Annotated in this window: 18 protein-coding genes; 6 read left to right on the top strand and 12 right to left on the bottom strand. The window is 60.3% G+C overall.

Annotated features, from left to right (window positions below; all coding sequences use genetic code 11):
* The 9 genes from I2H19_RS02235 to I2H19_RS02195 form a co-directional block, all read right to left on the bottom strand.
* A complete protein-coding gene (locus tag I2H19_RS02235; protein ID WP_006235308.1) occupies window positions 1-831 on the bottom strand; it encodes a transketolase in 831 nt (276 codons plus the stop codon).
* Between the two features lie 208 nt (window positions 832-1,039).
* Complete coding sequence (locus I2H19_RS02230; RefSeq protein ID WP_195621009.1) at window positions 1,040-1,930, bottom strand: YitT family protein; 891 nt, start codon at window positions 1,928-1,930, stop codon at window positions 1,040-1,042.
* 167 nt (window positions 1,931-2,097) lie between these two features.
* Window positions 2,098-3,246, bottom strand: coding sequence for a peptide chain release factor 2 (prfB, locus tag I2H19_RS02225; protein WP_195621007.1), 1,149 nt, complete (start codon window positions 3,244-3,246; stop codon window positions 2,098-2,100).
* A complete protein-coding gene (gene secA, locus I2H19_RS02220; protein WP_195621004.1) occupies window positions 3,246-6,053 on the bottom strand; it encodes a preprotein translocase subunit SecA in 2,808 nt (935 codons plus the stop codon). The genes prfB and secA overlap by 1 nt, the downstream gene beginning before the upstream one ends.
* 340 nt (window positions 6,054-6,393) lie before the next feature.
* On the bottom strand, window positions 6,394-6,819 hold the full coding sequence (gene rpmE / locus I2H19_RS02215) for a 50S ribosomal protein L31 (RefSeq protein WP_195620995.1): 426 nt from the start codon (window positions 6,817-6,819) through the stop codon (window positions 6,394-6,396).
* A 367-nt stretch (window positions 6,820-7,186) separates the two neighbouring features.
* Complete coding sequence (locus tag I2H19_RS02210) at window positions 7,187-7,537, bottom strand: hypothetical protein (RefSeq protein ID WP_195620985.1); 351 nt, start codon at window positions 7,535-7,537, stop codon at window positions 7,187-7,189.
* Window positions 7,534-9,222, bottom strand: coding sequence for an ABC transporter ATP-binding protein (locus tag I2H19_RS02205; RefSeq protein WP_195620982.1), 1,689 nt, complete (start codon window positions 9,220-9,222; stop codon window positions 7,534-7,536). The genes I2H19_RS02210 and I2H19_RS02205 overlap by 4 nt, the downstream gene beginning before the upstream one ends.
* A gap of 279 nt (window positions 9,223-9,501) precedes the next feature.
* On the bottom strand, window positions 9,502-10,242 hold the full coding sequence (locus I2H19_RS02200) for an ABC transporter ATP-binding protein (protein ID WP_117769450.1): 741 nt from the start codon (window positions 10,240-10,242) through the stop codon (window positions 9,502-9,504).
* Between the two features lie 5 nt (window positions 10,243-10,247).
* Window positions 10,248-12,470 (bottom strand): hypothetical protein, encoded by a 2,223-nt coding sequence (locus I2H19_RS02195; RefSeq protein ID WP_195620980.1) that lies wholly within the window; start codon window positions 12,468-12,470, stop codon window positions 10,248-10,250.
* A gap of 552 nt (window positions 12,471-13,022) precedes the next feature.
* Between I2H19_RS02195 and I2H19_RS02190 the strand changes: the two genes are divergently transcribed.
* From I2H19_RS02190 to I2H19_RS02165, 6 genes are all read left to right on the top strand, one after another.
* Window positions 13,023-13,535 carry a hypothetical protein gene (locus I2H19_RS02190; RefSeq protein ID WP_147336061.1) on the top strand — a complete coding sequence of 171 codons (513 nt, stop codon included), beginning with the start codon at window positions 13,023-13,025 and terminating at the stop codon, window positions 13,533-13,535.
* A 9-nt stretch (window positions 13,536-13,544) separates the two neighbouring features.
* Complete coding sequence (locus I2H19_RS02185) at window positions 13,545-13,796, top strand: helix-turn-helix domain-containing protein (protein WP_006235292.1); 252 nt, start codon at window positions 13,545-13,547, stop codon at window positions 13,794-13,796.
* Between the two features lie 18 nt (window positions 13,797-13,814).
* Window positions 13,815-14,522 carry a site-specific integrase gene (locus tag I2H19_RS02180; RefSeq protein WP_267489789.1) on the top strand — a complete coding sequence of 236 codons (708 nt, stop codon included), beginning with the start codon at window positions 13,815-13,817 and terminating at the stop codon, window positions 14,520-14,522.
* A gap of 396 nt (window positions 14,523-14,918) precedes the next feature.
* A complete protein-coding gene (locus tag I2H19_RS02175; protein ID WP_006235289.1) occupies window positions 14,919-15,206 on the top strand; it encodes an ACT domain-containing protein in 288 nt (95 codons plus the stop codon).
* A 77-nt stretch (window positions 15,207-15,283) separates the two neighbouring features.
* Window positions 15,284-16,702 carry a citrate synthase gene (locus tag I2H19_RS02170; protein ID WP_195620975.1) on the top strand — a complete coding sequence of 473 codons (1,419 nt, stop codon included), beginning with the start codon at window positions 15,284-15,286 and terminating at the stop codon, window positions 16,700-16,702.
* A gap of 87 nt (window positions 16,703-16,789) precedes the next feature.
* Window positions 16,790-17,632 carry a Cof-type HAD-IIB family hydrolase gene (locus I2H19_RS02165; RefSeq protein ID WP_195620973.1) on the top strand — a complete coding sequence of 281 codons (843 nt, stop codon included), beginning with the start codon at window positions 16,790-16,792 and terminating at the stop codon, window positions 17,630-17,632.
* A gap of 131 nt (window positions 17,633-17,763) precedes the next feature.
* Here the strand turns inward: I2H19_RS02165 and I2H19_RS02160 are convergent, their stop codons facing one another.
* From I2H19_RS02160 to tyrS, 3 genes are all read right to left on the bottom strand, one after another.
* Window positions 17,764-18,558, bottom strand: coding sequence for a Cof-type HAD-IIB family hydrolase (locus I2H19_RS02160; protein WP_195444904.1), 795 nt, complete (start codon window positions 18,556-18,558; stop codon window positions 17,764-17,766).
* A 206-nt stretch (window positions 18,559-18,764) separates the two neighbouring features.
* Entirely contained in the window at window positions 18,765-20,585 is a 1,821-nt protein-coding gene (locus I2H19_RS02155) for an adenine deaminase (protein WP_195620972.1), read from the bottom strand.
* 281 nt (window positions 20,586-20,866) lie between these two features.
* Window positions 20,867-22,078, bottom strand: coding sequence for a tyrosine--tRNA ligase (tyrS, locus tag I2H19_RS02150; protein WP_195620971.1), 1,212 nt, complete (start codon window positions 22,076-22,078; stop codon window positions 20,867-20,869).
* Window positions 22,079-22,159 lie beyond the last annotated feature (81 nt).

The following is a 22,159-nucleotide window of genomic DNA, read 5'->3' as shown; positions in this document are numbered from 1 at the left end:
CTAGAGCTCCTCTCCGGCGGCCGTGAGCTCTGCCATGGCCTGCTCAAACTGTTCATCGTTGGGGGCCTTGCCGTGCCAGCCCACCTGGTTCTCCATGAAAGACACGCCCTTGCCCTTCATGGTCTCGGCGATGATGGCGGTCGGCTGACCCTTGGTGGCGCGGGCCTCGGCAAAGGCGGCGCGGATCTGATCGAAATCGTTGCCGTCGGCAAGCTCCACCACGTGGAACTTAAAGGCGCGGAACTTGTCGGCGAGCGGCATGGGGTCGTTGACCTCCTCGACGGGGCCGTCGATCTGCAGGCCGTTGTGGTCGACGATCACGCAGAGGTTATCGAGCTGCTGGTTGCCGGCAAACATGGCTGCCTCCCAGACCTGGCCCTCCTCGCTCTCGCCATCACCCAGCAGGGCGTACGTGCGGTAAGTATCGCCCCAGTGCTTGGCGGCAACCGCCATGCCCACGGCGGCGGAGATGCCCTGGCCGAGCGAGCCGGTGGACATATCGACGCCCGGGGTGTCGTTCATGTTGGGATGACCTTGCAGGTGGCTGCCGATATGGCGCAGCGTCTCGAGATCCTCCTTGGGGAAGAACCCACGCTCGGCGAGCACGGCGTACAGGCCCGGAGCGCAATGGCCCTTGGAGAGCACAAAACGGTCGCGATCGGCCTTGCGGGGATCGGCCGGGTCGACGTTCATTTCCTCAAAGTACAGATAGGTCATGATGTCGGCAGCGCCGAGCGAACCGCCCGGATGGCCGGACTTGGCAGCGTGCACGCCGGTGACGATGCCCTTCCTTACCTCGTTGGCAACCTTTTTGAGCTCTTCGTCGCTCATTGTGCCTTCCTTTCATCCTCATTAGACAAAATGCGCACGGCACGGAAAGGTAATCCCAACACAGCCGCAATGCACGTACGTCATTCATTATGCTGGAAACTGATGGCTTTACCAGAGTTTTTATCATTATTTGAACAATTTAGCAGGCAGAACCGCTGATGAAACGGTTTATCAATGTGAACGTCTTTTGGATGGAACGCGATCGACCCTACGCGCTAATGTCCTTGAATCCCTCGCCGAAGGCTTCCGTAACGTCGGCAACCGTCACGATGGCATGAGGATCGCGCTCGCGCACGATCGTCTTGAGGGTATTGAGCTCTCGACGGCTCACGATGACCATAATCACTGGCTTCTCGGCACCCGAATACATGCCAGTCGCCTTAAACTTGGTACAACCACGACCCAGGCCATACATGATATCGGCAGCGATATCAGGGAACTTGTCCGAGATGATGAGTACCATACGGCGCTTGTTGCCACCATCGACCACGGCATCGATCACGTAGCCGCTAATGACCATCGAAAGGCCTGCATATAGTGCGTTTTCGGTTGAAAAGACCGGAGCCGACAGCGCGCATACGGCAACATCGATCGCCATGACGGTCGAGCCCACCGGCAGCGAGGTGTTACGCGAGATGATTTGGCCAATCGTGTCCGAGCCGCCGGTGTTGGCGCCGGCGCGCAACACCATGCCGTAACCGATGCCCGTAATAATGCCGCCCCACATGGCAGGGAGCATCAGGTCCGCATCCGCCAGAGGTGCTACAAACGGGGCGAACAGATCGGTAAAGAAGCCCAGCAGCACAAAGCCCGTCGCGGTCTGCACCACGTAGAACATGCCGCCCTCGCGCATAACGACCAACAACAGCAAGGCGTTCATCACGATCGTCTGAATACCAACGGGAAGCGATAGGCCGCGCGCCGCGCCGACCGCCTGGATAATGGTGGCAAGGCCCGTAACGCCACCGGCGGCAAGACCGTTGGGAATCAAAAACAAGTCGGTCGCGATGGCGGCCAAGGCACACCCCAACATGATCTGGGGCAGGTCGTGAAAGAAGTTCATCGAAAGAATGCGCTTGATGTCCAGACGATATGCCATGCTGCCTCCCTCAAAAAAGCGCACCCAAACGGATGCGCTTTGAACTTCTTCTTGTATTCGATTCTACCGATTCGCCGGACAAAAACCACCCCTGCGCAGGGTTTGCTCTGGATACAAAACCACCCTGCTGGGAGGGTTTTAATCCATCTCCACATAAACCGGGCGGTTTATGCAGACGGGGTCTCCGCATCGGCGTTGCCGGTTGCCCAGCGATGGTAGCCGATCACAAACGGATCCAGATCGCCATCGTCGAGAACGGCCTCGACGTTGCTGGTCTCCACGCCCGTACGCAGGTCCTTGACCATCTGGTACGGGTAGAGCACGTAGCTGCGAATCTGGTTGCCAAACCCGATCGTGGTCTTTGGCCCGCGGATCTCGTCGAGCGCCTCGGCACGCTTCTCGAGCTCGATCTCGTACAGACGGGCCTTGAGAATCTGCATGCACGCGGCCTTGTTTTGAATCTGGCTGCGCTCGTTTTGGCAAGTAACAACAATGCCGCTGGGAAAATGCGTCACGCGTACGGCGGAGTCGGTGGTGTTGACGCCCTGGCCGCCCGGGCCGCTCGCGTGATACACGTCCACGCGGATATCGTCGGGATTGATCTCGATGTCGATATCATCGGGCAGCACGGGGATGACCTCGACGCCGGCAAACGTGGTCTGGCGGCGCTTCTTGTCGTCGGTGGGGCTAATACGCACCAGACGGTGGACGCCGGCCTCGGCGCGCAGCATGCCAAACGCGTCCTTGCCCTCGACGGTAAAGGTCGCGCGATCAATGCCGATAACCTCGGCAGCGGGGCAGTCGTTAATCGTGACCTTCCAGCCGCGACGCTGGCAGTACTTCATGTACATCTTAAAGAGCATGAAGGTCCAGTCCTGCGCCTCCAGGCCGCCCTGTCCGGGTTTGATGGTCACAATCGCGTCGCCGTGATCGAACTCACCGGTAAACCAGCTCGAAAGCTCGAGCTCGTCGATGGCGCGGGCCAGGCGTTCCGCCGTAGCGGCAGCCTCCTCGCGCAATGCGGCGGCATCGGGGTCGTCGCCCATCTCCTCGGCAAGCTCCAGCGCCGCACGGGCGTCAGATAGCTCGCCGCGCGCGGTATCCACGGCAGCGATATCTTCCTTGGCGCGAGCGATCTCCTCCATGGTGGCGCGAGCGGCGTCGGCGTCATCCCAAAAGCCGGGGGCCACGCTTCTGGCCTCGAGCTCGGTCACGCGTGTGCGCTTCTCGTCCAAATGAAGATACGACTCGACCTCGCCGAGCCGGTCCGCAAACGCGTCCAGCTCGGCGGGCGTTACCTCTAAAGCCTCGGCCATTAACGATTCCTGCCGTGGCAGTACTTGAACTTCTTGCCGCTGCCGCAGGGGCAAAGGTCATTGCGGCCAACGTTGACGTACGGATCGTCGCTCTCATCCTTGCGGTAGGTGGTCACCTTGCCACCGTTGTTGACGGCAGCCGGGCCTCCCTGGACGGCCGTACGAGCCTGCACCTGTGCCTGCTTGCGCAGCACCGAGTTGCCGTTGTCGCCATCGACATCGGCGGGGCCGGAGAAGCGCGCACCCTCGAGCGCGGGGTCCTCCTTGTGCTCCACGGCGTGCGGGGCGGCCTTGATCTCGATGCGCAGGACGGTGCGCAGGTAATCCTCGTACATGGTGTCGACGAGCATCTGGAACGCGCCGTAGGCCTCGGTCTTGTACTCGACCAGCGGGTCGCGCTGACCAAAGCCGCGCAGTCCGATACCGGTCTTGAGGTAGTCCATCTCCTGCAGGTAGTTCATCCAACGCGTATCGATGACGCGCAGCATGACCTGGGTGTTGAGCTCGCGCATGAGGTCCTCACCCAGGCGCTCGGCCTTCATGTTGTAGCACTTCTCGACGTAGGCCAGGACATCGGCAGCCAGGGCCTCAAAGTCCTCGTCGGGGAACTTGGGCGTATCGATATGCCCGGTCAGCTCCACGACCCACTTGCGCAGGCCCTCGAGATCGCGCTCGCCATCGTGGCTGTCCTTGGTGCAGAACTCCTGCACGCAGCGGTACACGGTGTCGTGCATGACCTCGGTGATGTGGTCGGTCAGATCCTTGCCGTCCAGAATCTTGTTGCGCTCGGCGTAGATAACCTGACGCTGCTTATTCATGACGTCGTCGTACTCAAGAACGCTCTTGCGCATGGAGAAGTTGATGCTCTCGACCTTGTGCTGGGCGCTCTCGACGGCCTTGGAGATGATCTTATGCTGAATGGGCATGTCGTCGCCCATTTCTGCCGTGACCATCATCTTGGAGACGCGATCCATCTTGTCGCCACCGAACAGGCGCATCAGGTCGTCCTCAAGCGACAGGTAGAACTGGGTCTCGCCCGGATCGCCCTGACGACCGGAGCGGCCGCGCAGCTGATTGTCGATACGACGGGACTCATGGCGCTCGGTGCCGATGACGGTCAGGCCGCCGGCGGCAAGCACGCGCTCGCGCTCGGCCTTGCAGGTCTCCTTGGCCTCGGCGTTAAACTGCTCGAGCTGCTCGGGCGTCACGTCCTCCATGGTCAGGCCCTCGTACTCAAGGCGCTCGCGCACCAGCTCGTCGGGGTTGCCGCCCAGCAGGATGTCGGTACCACGACCGGCCATGTTAGTAGCGATGGTCACGGCGCCGTAGCGTCCGGCCTGGGCAACGATATGAGCCTCGCGCTCGTGATGCTTAGCGTTGAGGACCTCGTGCGCGATGCCGCGCTTGGTAAGGGCGGCCGACAGCTTCTCGGAGCTTTCGATGGAGACGGTGCCCACCAGGACCGGCTGGCCCTTGGCGTGACGTCGCTCGACGTCATCGGCAACGGCGTTGTACTTGGCCTGGATGGTGCGGTACACCAGGTCCTCATGGTCAACACGCTGAACGGGCTTGTTGGAGGGGATGACCTCAACGGGCAGCTTGTAGATCTCGCGGAACTCGGCATCCTCGGTGAGTGCCGTACCGGTCATGCCGGAGAGCTTGTCATACAGACGGAAGTAGTTCTGCAAGGTGATGGTGGCCAGCGTCTGGTTCTCCTCGCGCACGAGCACGCCCTCTTTGGCCTCGATGGCCTGGTGCAGGCCCTCGGAATAGCGGCGGCCTTCCATGATGCGGCCAGTGAACTCGTCGACGATCTTGACCTCGCCGTTAGTGACCACGTACTGCTTGTCGCGATGGAACATGTACTGGGCCTTCAGCGCCTGCTGCAGGTGGTTGACCAGCTGGCCCGAAAGGTCGGCATAGATGTCCTCGATACCCAGGCGGCGCTCGATCTTCTTAAGGCCGCGCTCGGTGGCGGCAATGGTGTGCTTGGCCTCGTCCATGACGTAGTCGCCCGTGGGCTCTACGTCCTCGGTGGCGGTGAGCATGTCGTGCGAGACGTCCTCGCCGCGCTCAAGGCCGCGCACGGCACGCGCGAAGTCCTTGTAGGTGCTGGCGGACTTGGTGCCGGCACCCGAGATGATGAGCGGGGTACGTGCCTCGTCGATCAGGATGGAGTCGACCTCGTCGACGATGGCGTAATGGTGGCCGCGCTGCACGCGCTGCTCGGGGCGAGTGACCATGTTGTCGCGCAGGTAATCGAAACCGAACTCGGAGTTGGTGCCGTAGGTGACGTCTGCCTGGTAGGCCGGACGCTTGAGCTCAAGCGGCATGTTGTTCTGGAGCAGACCGACGGTCATTCCCAGGTACTTGTAGATGCGGCCCATCCACTCGGAGTCGCGCTTGGCCAGGTAATCGTTGACGGTAACGACGTGTACACCCTTGCCGGCAATAGCGTTGAGGTAGCCGGCCAGCGTGGAGACCAGGGTCTTGCCTTCGCCGGTCTTCATCTCGGCGATATGCCCCTCGTGCAGTGCCATGGCGCCAATGAGCTGCACGTCAAAGTGACGCATGCCCGTGATGCGCTTGGAAGCCTCACGCACGGTGGCAAAAGCCTCGGGGAGCATGTCGTCGAGCGACTCGCCGTTGGCGTAACGCTCACGGAACTTATCGGTCTGGGCGCGGAGCTCTTCCTCGGTCATCTTCTCAAACTGGGGCTCAAGACCGTTGATCTTGTCGACAATCTTGTAGTAGCGCTTCAGGTCCTTATCGGATCCAAAGGACAGCAGCTTTGACATGAATCCCATGTGGTTTTCCTTTTTGGCCATCGCCCATGCCATGCAGCCTTGGGCGAGTTAAACACAGATAATTGTACTTTAGCCAAACAGGGCGCACCCTATGCGGTCGACCTCGACCGCCACGTAATAACTACGACCAACCTGCCAAAAAGGGACTGGTTAATTTTGGTAGCTTTTATCTGGGAAAACGCCGCCTCTCTGCCATTTGGTGCAAACCAACCTGTCCCCTTCGCACCAATCTGGTGCAATGGGGACAGGTTGGTTTGCACCACCAAAAGAAAAGGGCCGCGCACCCAAATGGATACGCGGCCCTTTAGCCATGAATGCGAGTGTTTGCTCGGCGAGCTATTTACTCAGCAGCCTCGGTGGTCTCGACCTCGGCAGCGGCGTCCTCGACGGGAGCCTCTGCGGGAGCTTCGGCGGCCTGCTTGGCAGCCTCCTCGGCAAACTTAGCGGCACGTTTGGCCTTCTCGGCAGCCTTAGCCTCAGCGGCGGCCTTGCGAGCGGCCTCGGCCTCAGCAGCCTTGGCAGCCTTGGCAGCCTTGGCCTCCTCGGCCTTCTTGAGCTGGGCGGCAGCGGCGCCACCGAACTTGTCGGCGAAGCGCTGGACGCGTCCACCGGTGTCGACGAACTTCTGCTGGCCGGTGTAGAACGGGTGGCACTCGTTGCAAAGCTCAACCTTCATCTCGGACACGGTAGCGTGCGTCTTGAAGGTGTTGCCGCAGGAGCACGTCACCGTGCACTCGACATACTGGGGATGGATACCCTGCTTCATGGTAGGACTCCTTATTGGTCAGGCGCTGGTTACCGATCAGCGCATAAGGCGTCTTGGTTTCCGACCAAGACAACAAACTCGGCTATGGTACCACGGCGCCGCGTGTCCCACAAAAGGTTCACGGTCTTTTCGGAACGACACGAATCTGACCCATCGAAACACATCTCCACCGTTCCTTCAACTGGGAAAATGCCGTCCCCGGGGCCTGAGAAGGGCCCCGGGGACGTTCGACTGACTGCGGGAACGGCCTTTCCGCTCAATGTGTTCGGCTGAGATCGGAAATCAACCAAACTGAACTAGGTTCAGTTGACATGGTTAAAAACGAGGGGCGACGCTTTTGCGTCACCCCTCGTCCCGGCCGGTTGCTTTAGTTGTACACACGGTAGTTACACTTGAACTGGGTTATGTGTCCATAGTTGGAGCGGTACCAACCCGACGTATAGCTGATTGCCTCTGCGCCTAGATAGTCGTAGCCCTTGTTGTAGCGAAGCTGACGGTAGGTCGTGTCGTACTCTGCTACGTAAAACGTGTCTCCAGAGAAGGCTTTGTACCGGTCCTTAACCGTCGAAGCCATGTACGCGGGTTCGACATCGCCTTTCTCCCCGTTGAGCGCATAGACGGGTGCCGCGATTCCGCATAAAGCCGTTGCCACGAGGATGGCGTAGACAGCCATGCGCGACGCATTGGACTTCAGCTGTTCAAATAGTTTTCTTGTCATTCACCTCCTTCGTATGTATCGAGGTATTCCTGCTTGAGCGTCTGCGAGGACGACTCGGTCTTTTCCACGAGCGTGCCGGCTTCGATGAAGTAGAACGAGTTGGTGAGGTCTGCCAGGTCGTCGAGCAGGTGGCTTGAGATGAGCACGCTGCGTCCCCGCGCCACTTCGCCGCGCATCGCGTCGCAGGAGGTTTTCCGCTTTCCCGGATCGAGGCCGTTCAGCGGTTCATCGAGGACGAGGTACGGGCAATCGGTCGCTATCGCCATGGCAAGCTTTACCTGCTGCTTCATTCCTGTCGAGAGTTTACGGGTCGGCTTGTCGAGATATGGGGAGATTCCGAGGGAGTCGCAGAGCGAGTCGATGTCGGCGGCCGATTTCCACGCCTCCCTAACGAAAGCAAGGTGCTCGATGGCCGATAGCGTGGGATAGAGATCCGCGCTGCCCGAAGAGCTCAGGTAGACGAGTTCTGCGAATTCGGCTGATCGGCGTTGGCAGATTCCGTCTGCCGCCAGGCTTCCCGAGCGGATGCGGGTGGGAAATTGGCCCGACAGCGCTTCAAGAAGGGTGGTTTTTCCCGAGCCGTTGGGGGCGACGAGCCCAGCCGCCGTTCCCGGGCCCAGGAAAAGCGACCCGATTGAAAGTATCGTCGTGCTCCCGTATCCCACGCTCGCGTCCAGAAGCTCGAGCCCATGGTGCTTTTTAGCGGGTCCAGCCTGTTTGGGCGAACGTGCCGCAACGGCGCCGACCGCAAAAAGGACCGCGACGTATGCCAGGGCCACGGCAAGCATCGATGCGCTGCCTGAACCGGAGCCGATGAATTCTGTCGGGAAGCATCCTACGTAGCCCGTGGCCTCGATAGGCGAGAACACGGCCAGCGGCAGGAGATTGAGCGCGGCGTTATGCTCCAGCGCCGAATCGGACAGCAACGGGAATGCCGGGGCCGCGACAAGCAGCGCTGAGGTAAGGGGGCCCGCGAGGACGCGCCTCGTTGCGGTCGATAGGACGGCGGAGCAAACGGATATCAAGGTTCCGCCCGCGAGCAGCGCGAGAAGCAGGGTCGTGAAGACGTTTCCCGCGGTCGTGGTAGTGAGCGCGCCGTCATGGAAGAAGGCGATCGGGTACCCGATCTGCCCGAAGCCGTTTAGGGCCAAGGCGTAAATGCCCCCGGGTGCGAGGCCGGCGAGGAGCATCGCGGTCCCCGCGGCGATTATCGAAAACACGGTTTGGATAAGGCGCCGGAATTTGGGCACGGGCGCCTTTGCCGCCAGGGTCCCGGGCCTTGTGGCGCCGAGCGCGAGTATCGACGAGAGAAGGAAGGGGATGGAGGGAAGGAAGGACGGCGCCGTGGCAATGGCGTAAGGCAGGAAGGAAAGGAACGGCAGGTCGTTTGCGGAGGCCGGGATATCCGTGATGCCGGAGCTGCTCAGGGCACGGCAATATGCGAGCTCCGCGTCATTGGTCTCTCGGTCTCCCACGATGGATCCGGATTGGAAGCCTTCGTCCATGAGCGCGTAGTAGCTCTCGGCAGAGTCGAGAAAGGCGGCGTCGGTTTGAGCGGCGAGGGCGGCGTTCGCGTATCTTGCAAGCTCCGCGTCAGCTTGCTGCTCTGGAGATAGGTCTGTGCCGCTGGCCTGGGGCGCGCGCGTATTGAATGCGTCGACAAAGCTCTGCATGCCCTGTTTCATAAAGAAGGGCCCGTAGATGGGTGAATTGAACGCAATGGGGACGGAGAAGGCTGCAGCGAGAACGAGCGTACAAATCCATACGGCCCTGTCTCTTAGGATCAGTTTGAGAAGAAGTCGACAGTACATTTGGAAGCACCTACGTTCCTCAAAGAATCGTTAGATTAAAAGTAACAGACCGGATGAAGATACGTGCGACGGGGGCGAGGCGAATGGCTGAGCGGTATCGATATGCGGGTTCAACGGTATCACATTGGCCACATAGATTTTTAACTTGCATTTCTACCCGCCCTTTTCGTAGAGTCGCCGATACGTGCTTAGCGCACCCTCGGCGCGTCCGGCAGGCTTTGCGAAATGGGATCCAGGAGACTTCGGCGCAGCATCATCTTGCGGAATGCTTCTAATGAGCCTCCCATCCTTCAAAAACAGAATCTCATCGCACAGCCTATCGACCGAATCCAAGATGTGGGATGACATGATGATGCACGTACCAGAATCGGCCAGCTTCCTGAGAATCTCGGAATGCAAGTCCACCCTGCTGGGGTCGAGCGCGTTCATGGGCTCATCTAATAGAAGGTACCGCGCGCCCGTCGCATACGCAATCGCCAGGGTAAGCTGCTGCTTCATGCCCTGGCTCAGAGTGCGGATCCTCATCTTCGCGAACTCGCCTATCTGCGTTTGTTCCACTATCTCTTCGATATCGCGAGCATGCGGCCACATATCGCAAACCATCTTGAGGTGATCTTCCGCACGCAATCCGGGATACAGCAGCGTCCCCTCACCAGGTGCATAGAAGATCATAGAACGGACCTCTCTCGCACCCGTACCCTGCACCTCATCCAGAACGATGCTCCCGTCCACGCGAGGACCCGGCAAACCTGCCATCGCACGCAGCAACGTCGTCTTTCCATGCCCGTTCGGAGCGACGAGACCGTAGACCGTACCCGGGGCAAACTCAGCGTTCACCGAATCTACGAGCACCTTCTTTCCATAAGAGATCGTCAGCGTTTGAAGGTCAATCATCGAGATCATCCCCTTTCGATCTTTGGAACACTCAGGCGCACCATCAACGGAGATACGGCGCCCAAGACCACCAGCAGAGCGCCCGATGCGCCGACGACCTCTCCAAAAGGCATCGCGTTCGTCCCTCGCCCAAGGAACCCAATCGTCCCCACCTGGGAAGCGGGATCAAACGAGGCGAATGGAGCCAGCAGCGCGACGCCCATGCCCACGCTTTCAACATGAGCGCTCAACGAACCCAACACCAAGAGAACCGCGCAAACCATTCCGGTGACAACGGGGTTGCGGCTAATCGCTGCTGTCAACGCAGCGACGACGGAAATCACGCCGTATGCCATGACCAGCAACGGAATACTGCACAACACCGCCTCCCCCACCGTGGACGTTGTCGAAGCTCCCGCCCGAATGAGAGCGACGGGATACTCCGATCCACCCGCACCGTTCTTAATCACGGACACAACGACAGCGGGAACCATCGACACCAAAAGCAGCACCAAGCCAAGCAGGAGAGCCAGCGCAACAGCCGTCAGAAAACGCACATGCGCTGTTGCGGGGATCTGGAGAACCAGAAGGGAACGACACTGCAGGTGGGTGCACGCGAGCGATGTGACAACCACGGGCAACAGCAAAAATAAGGAGGGAAGCGCTGCCTGGAGATACGAAAGGAGGATTAATGGGGGCATCTTCGTACTTAACTCGTAAACCTTGGGGTCCGGCAAGCTCGCGATCGACTCAAGCAGAAGGGCGCGCGCCTCCGCACGAGAAGGAGTCTCCGGCTCGATTCCGATCGATTGCAGGAGAGTCGCATCTGCCGCGCCCAGCTCACCTCGAGCGCGCTCGTACGTCGCAAGGCTTCGAAACCCCTCCGCAGGCATAGGCGCGTACACGAAACCCGAAAGAGCATCCCGCATGTCTTCCAGGGCCGCTTTGCCCTCGACGTCCATATTCGCAGCGTTCCGCTCTAGATACCGATCTATTGAACGGAGCTCCCCATCCCTATACCGAACAGCGGAAACGTTATCAGCGTCAGGAAACATCTCGACCAGAGCCGGGGCCAGCATCGTCGTCGACATTGCAATCGCGCATACGGCGAGGGTAGGAGAACGCAGGAGCAGTTTCCCCATCGTTCTTACGTATGCAACGGCGGAGGCACAAGCGCTCGAACGAGTTGCCGTTCTCGATGCAGTGAAGGAACCTCTCTCAAGACAAATCGGGGATATCGGGCACGCGCAGCCGCTCTTTCCAGCAACGCAAAGCAGGCTAATTGCCAGCACCTCGATCCCGATTGCGCATACGAGGGCAATCGCGCCACGCTCGAAGCAAAGTCCAGGCAGATTCACTATCTGCGTTGTCGGGTACGGGCTATAGGCGCCGACGGTCAACTCAGTGTTCGCATACGTAAGGGGATTCAACAGGGCGAACTCACGTAAAGCGATGGATCTTCCGTAATACCCGGGAACCATCGTCACCCCCATCAGGGCACATACGAACACGATTCCAAGCGTAGGGTTATTGGCAATCTGCACGGCAAGGTGAACGACAAGCGAGATGAACGCTGCCACCAAGAATTGCAAGATGGCCGTCTGCGCGAACACCAGCCAAGCCGGTTTGATAACCGGAGTCGCATAATGAATGTAGCCTATCGGATAGAACGGCGAGCCCGGGCCATTCTTCACAAGCGCGGCGATTATCCCTGGAAGATTGATGGCGAGGACGGCAAGCATTGCAAAAACACTCGCCCATACGCTCGATGCAACAAGTCTACCCAGCTCGCCCATCGGTGCCTGGATGATGAGCTTTTCACGTTTGTTAAGACGCGCGGCAAGGAACGAGACGGCAACGGCCGTTGCGACCCATAGCAAGTACTCCTTCGATCCGTCATAATAGGTGTACTCTCCATCCGATATCTGCAGAAACGGAAGTAGGGGAGAGAGCGGTGCCAAGATAAGACGTCCCGCGGCAAGAGGGTACAGAAGCGCGGGCATGCTTGATGAAGAGGTATAGACACCGTCCTCCCCCGCATTCACAAGCGCATCCGCATAGGATGCTGACAATTCCTGCTCAACACGGGTTATTCCCGACTCGAGGTATTCGACCCGTCCGTCGATGCCAGCCGCGCTCCTGAAGACGGGCAGAGCACAAAGAACCATCAACGCAACAACGACAACACAGAGCGACCTGGAGGAGAGAAGCGACCTAAAGATCGCCTTCGAGATTTTGAGCATATTCATCGCCAACCTTAACCTCATCCAGTCGGAACAGAGGGGCCGAACAAAATGCTCGGCCCTTCCTCGCATCTAGTAGGTGCTATAGACAAATTGCCATTTATCAGTTGTGCCAAGAACACCACAGGAGCACATTGCAGCGAGGCGGGATTCCCTATGATGCGCGGATCGGCGATAGCCATTTCGGTAGGAGATCATCTTGTAAGAGATGTTGAACATCGAGATGCTGTGCCCGCTTACGCCGCGAGGACAGCTGTAGCTCCAGTAGGTATCGACGACGTCGTCCGTATACCCGAGGGGCTCAACGAGGGCACACTGGCTGCTCTCCTGGGAAGGAGGCATCGGGGTATCCGCAAAAGCGGGGGCTCCCGGCAGCAACAGACAAAGAGCGAGGCCGAGGAAAACCAAGAGCTTACACGACTTAACAGTACTGAACATAATCCTCTCCAATCTAGAGGGGTTTCGGTTGCAGCATGTTGTGATTACTTGCCGGCAAAGTCAATTTAACATAAACTGTTAAAAAGTAACCTGAGTTTTTTAAATTCTTCGGAGGTTATTATGAGTTCCGACAATCGCACTCCCCGGCTTCATTCCTTCCGCATCGCATGTGCGATAGCCTCTGCGACCCTTTGCGCCACCGCCATCGCACAAGTGGCGTTCTCCTTAAAGCCAGCAATCGAAGTGCTCGACAACCCTGTAATTGCAGACTCCCCCGCGTATCCAGCCCTTGCGATCTCGACATTGGTCCCTGCCGTCATCGGTATCGCTACGACCATCCTCAGCGCCGTTCTCGTGTGGACGATCAAGAGCGCAGACCCCTTCAAGAAAGGGTCTGCGACATGCTTGAAGGTGCTCGGCATTCTCTTCGTTGTTCAAGCTGCCACCAGCCTCTACGCCGGCTCACTCAAAACCTCCGTTTCGATGTTTGGCGGCGAGGGGGCCGTCGGCGCCCAAGAGATCGCTTCATCATTCGATTGGACCTCTCTGGTTCTCGGCATCGTCCTGTTCATGCTTTCCCAGCTCTTCTTGTACGCCCGAGAGCTGTACCTCGACTCCGACGAGATTGCGTAAGGAAACGCCATGCCCGTAATTGTTCGCCTCGACAAGATCATGGCCGAGCGAAAGATTTCCTCGAACGAACTTGCCGAAAGGATTGGAACCACGCCCGTGAACCTGTCCCGTATTAAAAAAGGGCATATTCGCGGCATTCGCTTCAACACACTCGAGCAGCTATGCCTCGCCCTTCGTTGCCAACCCGGAGACCTTCTCGAAGTCATGAGCGAAGAGGATGCCCGAAAGGAGTTCGGACTCGATTGGTCCGCCGAGGATTAGAGGGCGGTCGTACTCGCCCTGCACACGGGGATGCGAATCGGCGAGGTCTGCGGCCTTCGGTGGTGCGATGTGGATTTCGAGACGTGCCTGATCTCGATCAGACACTCGGTGGCGTACGCGAAGGGAATGGGTTCGTTCATCAAGGACACCAAGACCCATGACGCCAGGGGTATCCCCATCGACCCGGTCGGCCTACTCCCCTTCCTGAAGGAGACCCACGAGATCGACTGCGGAAAGCTGCGCTTGCGCGGCCTTACCGGGGCGGTCGAGATCGGGGACTGCTACATCCTGTCGGAGCCGGGCGCGACCTTCGCGACGACAAGCTATATCCGCAGGGCGTTCAAGACGTTCTCGGAGACCAACGGCCTCATGGGCACCAACGACGAGCTGATCACGTTCCACGGCCTTCGCCACACGTTCGCAACGCAGTGGATCCGCCAAGGCGGCGATATCAAGGCGCTCCAATCGATCCTCGGCCACAAGGACGCCATGGCGACGCTCAACGTCTACGCCGACATCGAGCCCATCTCCAAAATCCATAACATGCTGCGCGCCACGCCGTGCCTTTGGCGCGGGCACCTCGGGCCGAGGGTCGATCCGGGTCCCATGTTCCAACAGAGGATCCAGGAGTCCATCGAGACGCTCCAGGCGTTCGGCTACGGCATCACCGAGCCGGACGACCGAAATATCGCCATACGCGACGTGAAGACGAACAGTTGGCTCTAGCTCACCGAGTACGCGGCAGTGCTGGGCCCATCCCAACTGAGGTCACGGTGGTCCGATAGGGGCGCCGCCCGCGGCATGCGCCGCGGAGCGGTATCCCCTACCGAAGGGCGGGGATGCCCTCCGCTTCCAGTTCGGAATCAGCCGTCGGAGGCGTTCGGCTGACTGCGAGAACGGCCTGTCCGCTCAATGTGTTCGGCTGAGATCGGAAATCAACCCAACACGAGCCGGACACGCGCCAGACGGCTCTTCCCCGTACGGCCTTCCCCCTTACGCTCATGTTGCAGGCATGTAACGCCGCAGCGAGCGCGCCTTTTTTGCGCCAGACAGGTACAATGATGAACACTGTACCGTAGCGGAGCGCCCCGCGCGCGCCGCAATCACGCGAAAGGGTTTCCCATGGCCGAGATCTCGTCCTCCCGTATCGTCATCACCGTCCTTGGCAAGAACCGCCCCGGCATCGTCGCCGGCGTCACCCGCGTTCTGGGCGAGGCCAACGTCGACATCCGCGACATCACGCAGTCCATTATCGAGGACATCTTCACCATGACCATGCTGGCCGATACCGCCGAGTCCAAGCTCGACTTCGCCGAGCTGCAGAAGGCGCTGGCCGAGGCCGGCGAGCTTTCGGGCGTCAACGTGTCCATCCAGCGCGAGGACGTCTTCAACTTTATGTACCGCCTGTAGCGAGCAAGCCGCTGGGGATAGCCTGACGCGCGCATGCCCATGCAAGTCACCCCGATGCGGCCCGGAGAGGAGCGCGCATGGCCTACGACGCCAAGAAAATCTATTACCGCTTCGATGACCACTTGAGCCGCCTGGTTCTGGATTACGAAGCAAGCCGCCAGATTTCGCCTGAGAGCGAAAACCTCTACCACGGCCTGCCGACTGACCCTTATGACGAGGGCCTGTTTGTCGAGCACAATGTCAAACGCGGCCTGCGCAATGCCGACGGCTCGGGCGTGGTCGCGGGCCTCACTCGTATCTCGGATGTGCACGGCTACAACAAGGTCGACGGAAAGGTCGTGCCCGATCAGGGCAAGCTCACGCTTCGCGGCTACAGCATCGAGGATCTGGTCAACAATGCCCAGGCCGAGAATCGCTACGGCTACGAAGAAGTCGCCTATCTGCTTATCACGGGTTCGCTGCCCAACAAGGAAGAGCTCGACGGCTTCTGCGAGCGCCTGGGTGCCTTTAGACATCTGAGCGACGAGTACGTCAAAGAGTTCCCCATGACCACGGTGTCGTCGAGCATCATGAATGTGCTCCAGCGCGCCGTGCTGCTGCTCTACGCCTTCGACGCCGAGCCCGACGCCATTACACCCGAGCACGAGATCGACGTCGCCATCTCCATGCTCGCCCGTCTCCCCCGCATCGCCGCCTTCGCGCATATGGCCTCGGTCGCCAAGCGTCGCGGCTCCGAGGTTCATGTACCGCACCCCACGCCCGGTCTCTCCACCGCCGAGACCATCCTACAGGTCCTGCGCGGCGGCATGGCGTTCACCCGCGATGAGGCGATGCTGCTCGACGTTATGCTCATGCTGCATGCCGAGCACGGCGGCGGCAACAACTCCACCTTCGCTTGCCGCGTGCTGTCGTCTTCGGCCACCGACCCGTATTCCGCCTACGCCGCGGCTATCGGCTCGCTCAAGGGCCCGCGCCACGGCGGCGCCAATGCCAAGGTCGTGTCTATGCACGAGGACATCCGCGCGCATGTCTCCAACTGGGAGGACGAGGACGAGGTCGCGGCCTACCTGGGCAAGATCCTCGACAAGCAGGCCTTCGACGGCACGGGCCTCATCTACGGCATGGGCCACGCCGTCTATACGCTCAGCGACCCGCGCGCCGAGGTCTGCCGCCGTTACGCGCGCTCACTGGCAGCCAAGAAGGACTTGGGCGAAGAGTTCGCACTCATCGAGCGTATCGAGCGCCTGGCACCCCAGGTCATGCGCGACCACGGCATGACCAAGCCCATCTGCGCCAACATCGACCTGTACACGGGCTTTATCTACAAGATGCTCGGCGTGCCCGAGACGCTCTTTACGCCGCTATTCGCCGTCGCCCGCATGGCCGGCTGGTCGGCGCACCGCATGGAAGAGCTCTTCTGTGCGCACCGCATCATCCGCCCCGCCTACCGCCCGGTGATCGAGCCGCTGGAGTACAAGCCACTCGCCGACCGCTAGGACGCGGACCGTTATAGAACTCGAGCGTGGCCAGGGCATCGCCGCCTTCGGCCACGCTTTTTATGCCAGTAGAAAGGGCTGCATCAAATGATTGTGTTTTCCGATATGGACGGAACGCTGCTGACGAGTGATAAGCAGATGAGCGACGCCACCTGGGCAATGCTCGACGAACTCGCTCGACGTGGGATTGAGTTTGTGCCCTGCACGGGGCGCCCGCTGTCAGGCATCTTTGAGCCCATCCTCGCCCACCCCGCCGTACACTACGCGGTCTGCGCCAACGGCGCCAGCGTCTGGCAGCTCGACGAGGATACGCCCACCGACGCCTCGCGCGCCACGTGCATCTTGAGCCGTCCGCTCGACCGTGGTATTGCCCACCGCATCCATCGCATTGCCGCCGGCCACGATGTGACCTTCGATATCTTCGCGGATGGGCAGTGCTTCCTCCCCCGCTCGTTATACGGGCGTCTGGATGAGTTCTGTGGCGGCGACCCCCACATCGCGGCTTCGCTCAAGCGCACACGAACACCGATCGACATGGATATCGACAGCAAGATCGACGAGGTCGAGACGCTCGAACGCATCGCCATGTACTGGCACGACCCGGCCGATCGCGACGCCATCGCGGCGGCGCTCGGCACGCTCGACGGGATCGAGGTCACGCGTTCGTACGAAATGAATATCGAGGTCATGGGCGAGGGCGCCACCAAGGGAACGGCTCTGACATGGCTGTGCGAGCATCTGGGCGAGCCCCTGGCAGATGCCTGGGCCTTCGGCGACAACATCAACGACATCCCCATGCTGCAGGCCGCAGGCCATGGCATGGCCATGATCAATGGCGAGCCCGAGGACCGCGAGGCCGCCGGTGCCATCACCGAGTTTGACAACGACCACGACGGCGTAGCCCGCACCATCATGGCCGCCCTCGCCTAGCAGCAGCAACCCAGCAGGGTAGCTAATTTGGGACGGGGCTATTTTAGCTACCCGCTTGTGGGGTAGCTAAAATAGCCCCGTCCCAAATTAGCTACCCCGAAAAACCGCAAGGAGTGTCCCTAACTGCCGGATTAGGAGAGACTCTCCAGCACGCGACGGAGCTCATGCTGAACGGCGTGGTCGCGGTTGCAGCCTACGACGCGATCGGCCACCGCCTTGAGCGCGGGGCGCGCATTTTCCATCGCGCAGCCCGTGCCGACAAAGCGAATGATCTCGTAGTCGTTCATCGAGTCGCCAAACGCCATGACCTCGTCGCGTTCGACGCCATAGTGCTCCATGAGCTGCTCGATTCCCGAGGCCTTCGACACACCAGGCTGCATGGCATCGATCCATGCGTTTCCAGAAGGCGCAAAGGTAAAAAGCTGGCCAAGCTCGCGCTGCAGTACGTAGGCACTGTCCATAACGGCACAGTCATCGCAAAAGATACTCGCCTTGATGATATTTACGCTGGGATCGGGCAGCTCCCAAATGCGCTCGGCATTGGGAAGGTCCTTATCGACCTCACGCACGAACTTGCACTCGTCATCGAGCAAGAAGGACTTGGTTCGGTCAAAGAGCGCAAGATGCAGATTGGGAAACGTCCTGACGGCTTGGGCGAGCCTTCGAATCGCCAGGTGCGAATACACCTCACGGTCTACCATCTTACCGTCGGCGTAGACTTGGGCGCCGTTAGCGGCAACAAAGTCCATCTTGTCGCGAACGGGCGCAAAGAACTCACACAGGCGATCGTAGCGACGACCTGACGATGCGGCGAAATGCACGCCATGCTCGTGTAGCGCCAGAATCAATTCGTAGGTCTCGGGAGGCACCTGGCCGTTTTCGTCAAGCAGTGTGCCGTCCATATCGGATGCAATCAGTTTAAACATAGAAAAGCTCCCTTCGGGCTTGTTGGAATCGAACGTGTATCCGATTCCAACGTACCCAAAGGGAGCTCAAATAAGACTCCGCGGGCGCAAACGTTTCAAGGACCTGGCAAATAGCTCACACATGCCAGAGGTCCTACGGTCGCGGCGTCAGGCAGCCCGCCAAAGAGTGTCCCCGACGACTAGTCGTTTAAGAACGTCCCCGATGACTAGTCGGCATAGGTGAAGGTTGTAACGTCGAACATGCCCTCGGGGCGGATGCGGAGCGTCGGGATGACCGGCAGGGGCAGGAAGATGATGCCCATGATGGGGTCGAGCGGCGGCTCAATACCCATGGCGCGCGCCTTGACCATAAAGTCGTCGTGCTGCGCGGCGACGTCCTCAGCCGTGCCTTCGCTCATCAGGCCACCGAGCGCCAGCGGAATGCGCGCCACGACCTCGCCGTTGCGCACCAGCACGTGACCGCCCTGGCCCACGGCCTCGACAGCAGCCATCATATCGGCGGCGTTGTCGCCCACCACGCACACGTTGTGCGAGTCGTGGCCGATCGTCGAGGCGATAGCGCCGCCCGTGATGGTAAAGCCGCGCACCCAGCCGCGGCCGATATGCTTGCCGACGAGCCCCATGCCGGCGGGACCGTCGCCATCGGCGCCCTCGGCCTGCAGCGACAAGCCGCGGCCGTGACGCTCGATCAGCATAATGCGGCGCAAGCCCTCGGCGTTCTCGGGACGAGCCATGCCCGTGATGGCCTTGCCCGGCACCACGTCGATCACGGCCTCGCCCGGCTTAAAGGCATAGTCGAACACGTCGAGCGATAGCTTCGGCAGCTTAACGGAAGTACGCAGCTCATCGGCAAGGGCCGCAACCTCAGCCATCTCGGGCGCAATCTCGCCCACAAAAGTGCCGTCCTGTGCCACGAGCGCGCCGGCGGCATACACGCGATGCGGAGCCATGGCAAACGTCAGGTCGTTGAGTACCAGCAGGTCGGCACGCTTGCCCGGGGCGATGGCGCCACGCAGCTCGTGCGGGTCGCGGCAACCGTGGTCCAGGCCAAACGCCTCGGCCGTGGACAGGGACGCCATAGAGATGGCAACCACGGGGTCAATACCGGCCTCGATAGCCACGCGGCAGGCATTGTCGATCATGCCGGTCGAAAGCGCATCGGAGGGAGCGCGGTCATCGGTCGCGAAGCAGCAGCGGCGGGCACGGGCGGGGTTTTCCAGCAGCATCGGCGACAGGTTGGCCAGGTCGTGGCTACACGTACCCTCGCGCAACATCACATACATGCCGCGGGACAGTTTGTCGAGTGCCTCCTCGGGAATCGTCGACTCGTGGTCGGCGATAATGTCCGCCGCGGCATAGGCGTTGAGGTCCTTGCCGGCAACAAGTGGCGCATGGCCGTCGACCTGCTTGGACGGCGTTTGGTTGGCAGCATCGATGCGAGCGCAGGTCTCGGGATCGGCCATAAAGACGCCCGGCAGGTTCATCATTTCGCCCAGACCAAAGACATCGCCCGGATGCTCGGCAAAAAACGCCTGCATATCGGCGGCGGTAATCACAGCACCCGCTTGCTCATCGGGCAGCGCGGGCACGCACGAGGGCATCATGTACTTGATGGAAATGGGCGCGCGACGGCCGTCCTCGATCATAAAGCGCAGGCCGTCCAGGCCGGAAACATTGGCGATCTCGTGGCTGTCGGCAATGGCAGTAGTGGTGCCGCGCGTCGCCGCCATGCGAGCATACTCGGCGGGACGGATGTTCGAGGACTCGATATGCAGATGTCCGTCGATAAAGCCGGGAGCGATATAGCGACCCTGGCAGTCAATGACCTCGGTCGCCTCGTAGGTGCCGGAGGCATCGTCGCGGCCGTCGTAGAGCACGCCGACGATTACGCCATCCTTGACGGCAACGCTACCAGGCGCCACGCGCTGGCCATATACGTCGACAATCTGCGCATTGGTGAACAGCGTGTCGACGGGCACACGACCCTCGGCTGCATCGATCACAGACCTCATGACCTCAACGGACATACATACTCCTTCAACTGTAGAAATAACTGCGGAGCGGACGAGCCTTCACCGCAGCAAACCAATAGCAATTGTATGCCCAAAAGGAGGCCGCCGATAACACCCCTTCCGCTTAACGGCACCGCCAAATGATCCCTTGGGGACGGAGAAAAAAGTTGCGGTGGAATAGTTCCTGCCTGGGCGCCCGTATGGCATTTTTAGGAACTATTTCACCGCAACTCAAAAGGCCGCAGTCGGGAATCCCGGCTGCGGCCTTTTTGGCACTTGTGAGGTCAACTTGCTCGTTAGACCAATTTAAAGCCCTTGCGCTTGCCTACGGAAAGGGTGTCGCCCAGCTTGAGGGCGCTGGGATCGATGTTGTAGCTCTTGGGAGCCACGGCCTTGCCGTTGATCTTGACGCCGCCGCCGTCGATATCGCGACGGGCCTGGCCGGCGCTGGCAGAAAGACCCAGGTCCTTGAGCAGGCCGGCGAGGTAAATCTGGCCCTCGTCGTTGACGGTCAGCTCAACGTGCTTCTCGGGGAAGTCGGCAAGCTGGCCCTCCTTGAACACGCGGTCGAACTCGGCCTGAGCCTCGTCGCCGGCGCCAGCGCCGTGGTAGGTGTCGCACAGGTCGCGGCCCAGTGCGCGCTTGAGCTCATAGGGATCGGCGGAACCATCGGCCAGAGCAGCGTCGATCTTGTCGACCTCGGCCGGGGTGAGCGAGCTGGCCAGACGATAGTACTTGCCGATCATCTCGTCGGGAATGGACATGGTCTTGCCGAACATATCCTTGGGAGCATCGGTCAGGCCGATGTAGTTGCCGTAGGACTTGGACATCTTGCGCACGCCATCGGTGCCCTCGAGCAGCGGCATGGTAAGCGCGATCTGCGGCTCCATACCCATCTTCTCCATGAGCTCGCGACCAGCGAGCAGGTTGAAGAGCTGGTCGGTGCCGCCCATCTCCACGTCGGCCTTGATCTGCACAGAGTCGAAAGCCTGCATCACGGGATACAGGAACTCATGCAGGGCGATCGGCGTCTGAGACTGGTAGCGCTTGGTAAAGTCGTCGCGCTCGAGGATGCGGGCGACGGTGAACTTGGAGCACACCTGCAGCAGACCGGACAGATCCATCGAAAGGATCCAGTCACCGTTGTGCACGATGGTGGTCTTCTCGGGATCCAGGATCTTCATGGCCTGGCTCACGTAGGTCTCGGCATTGGCCTCGATCTGCTCCTGCGAAAGCTGCGGACGGGTGGAATTCTTGCCCGAAGGGTCGCCAATCAACGCGGTACCGTTGCCGATGATGAGGGTGACGTTGTGGCCCAGGTCCTGGAACTGACGCATCTTGCGCAGCGGCACGGCGTGGCCCAGGTGCAGGTCGGGGCTGGTGGGGTCGACGCCGAGCTTGATGTTGAGGGGCTCGCCCTTCTCAAGCTTCTTGCGAAGGTCGGCCTCGGGAACGATCTGCGCGGCGCCCGAGGTGATGATACGCATTTGCTCGTCAACAGACAGCATTGGGTATCCTCCTTTTGCTATAGCACCCTCGCCGAAAACGGCGGTGCTGGAAGTCCATAAACTCTCTTATGATAACAAACT

This window comes from Collinsella aerofaciens (assembly GCF_015560135.1).
GTDB classification, from domain to species: Bacteria; Actinomycetota; Coriobacteriia; order Coriobacteriales; family Coriobacteriaceae; genus Collinsella; species Collinsella aerofaciens_AN.
The sequence above is the reverse complement of the archived record's forward strand: the minus strand, read 5'-3'. Positions and strand labels throughout refer to the sequence as shown.

Excerpts from the sequence above, each read along its gene's own strand:
- I2H19_RS02235 (WP_006235308.1), bottom strand. The coding sequence starts at position 831 with ATGAGCGACGAAGAGCTCAAAAAGGTTGCCAACGAGGTAAGGAAGGGC.
- I2H19_RS02230 (WP_195621009.1), bottom strand. The coding sequence starts at position 1,930 with ATGGCATATCGTCTGGACATCAAGCGCATTCTTTCGATGAACTTCTTT.
- prfB (WP_195621007.1), bottom strand. The coding sequence starts at position 3,246 with ATGGCCGAGGCTTTAGAGGTAACGCCCGCCGAGCTGGACGCGTTTGCG.
- secA (WP_195621004.1), bottom strand. The coding sequence starts at position 6,053 with ATGGGATTCATGTCAAAGCTGCTGTCCTTTGGATCCGATAAGGACCTG.
- rpmE (WP_195620995.1), bottom strand. The coding sequence starts at position 6,819 with ATGAAGCAGGGTATCCATCCCCAGTATGTCGAGTGCACGGTGACGTGC.
- I2H19_RS02210 (WP_195620985.1), bottom strand. The coding sequence starts at position 7,537 with ATGACAAGAAAACTATTTGAACAGCTGAAGTCCAATGCGTCGCGCATG.
- I2H19_RS02205 (WP_195620982.1), bottom strand. The coding sequence starts at position 9,222 with ATGAAACAGGGCATGCAGAGCTTTGTCGACGCATTCAATACGCGCGCG.
- I2H19_RS02200 (WP_117769450.1), bottom strand. The coding sequence starts at position 10,242 with ATGATTGACCTTCAAACGCTGACGATCTCTTATGGAAAGAAGGTGCTC.
- I2H19_RS02195 (WP_195620980.1), bottom strand. The coding sequence starts at position 12,470 with ATGAATATGCTCAAAATCTCGAAGGCGATCTTTAGGTCGCTTCTCTCC.
- I2H19_RS02190 (WP_147336061.1), top strand. The coding sequence starts at position 13,023 with ATGAGTTCCGACAATCGCACTCCCCGGCTTCATTCCTTCCGCATCGCA.
- I2H19_RS02185 (WP_006235292.1), top strand. The coding sequence starts at position 13,545 with ATGCCCGTAATTGTTCGCCTCGACAAGATCATGGCCGAGCGAAAGATT.
- I2H19_RS02175 (WP_006235289.1), top strand. The coding sequence starts at position 14,919 with ATGGCCGAGATCTCGTCCTCCCGTATCGTCATCACCGTCCTTGGCAAG.
- I2H19_RS02170 (WP_195620975.1), top strand. The coding sequence starts at position 15,284 with ATGGCCTACGACGCCAAGAAAATCTATTACCGCTTCGATGACCACTTG.
- I2H19_RS02165 (WP_195620973.1), top strand. The coding sequence starts at position 16,790 with ATGATTGTGTTTTCCGATATGGACGGAACGCTGCTGACGAGTGATAAG.
- I2H19_RS02160 (WP_195444904.1), bottom strand. The coding sequence starts at position 18,558 with ATGTTTAAACTGATTGCATCCGATATGGACGGCACACTGCTTGACGAA.
- I2H19_RS02155 (WP_195620972.1), bottom strand. The coding sequence starts at position 20,585 with ATGTCCGTTGAGGTCATGAGGTCTGTGATCGATGCAGCCGAGGGTCGT.
- tyrS (WP_195620971.1), bottom strand. The coding sequence starts at position 22,078 with ATGCTGTCTGTTGACGAGCAAATGCGTATCATCACCTCGGGCGCCGCG.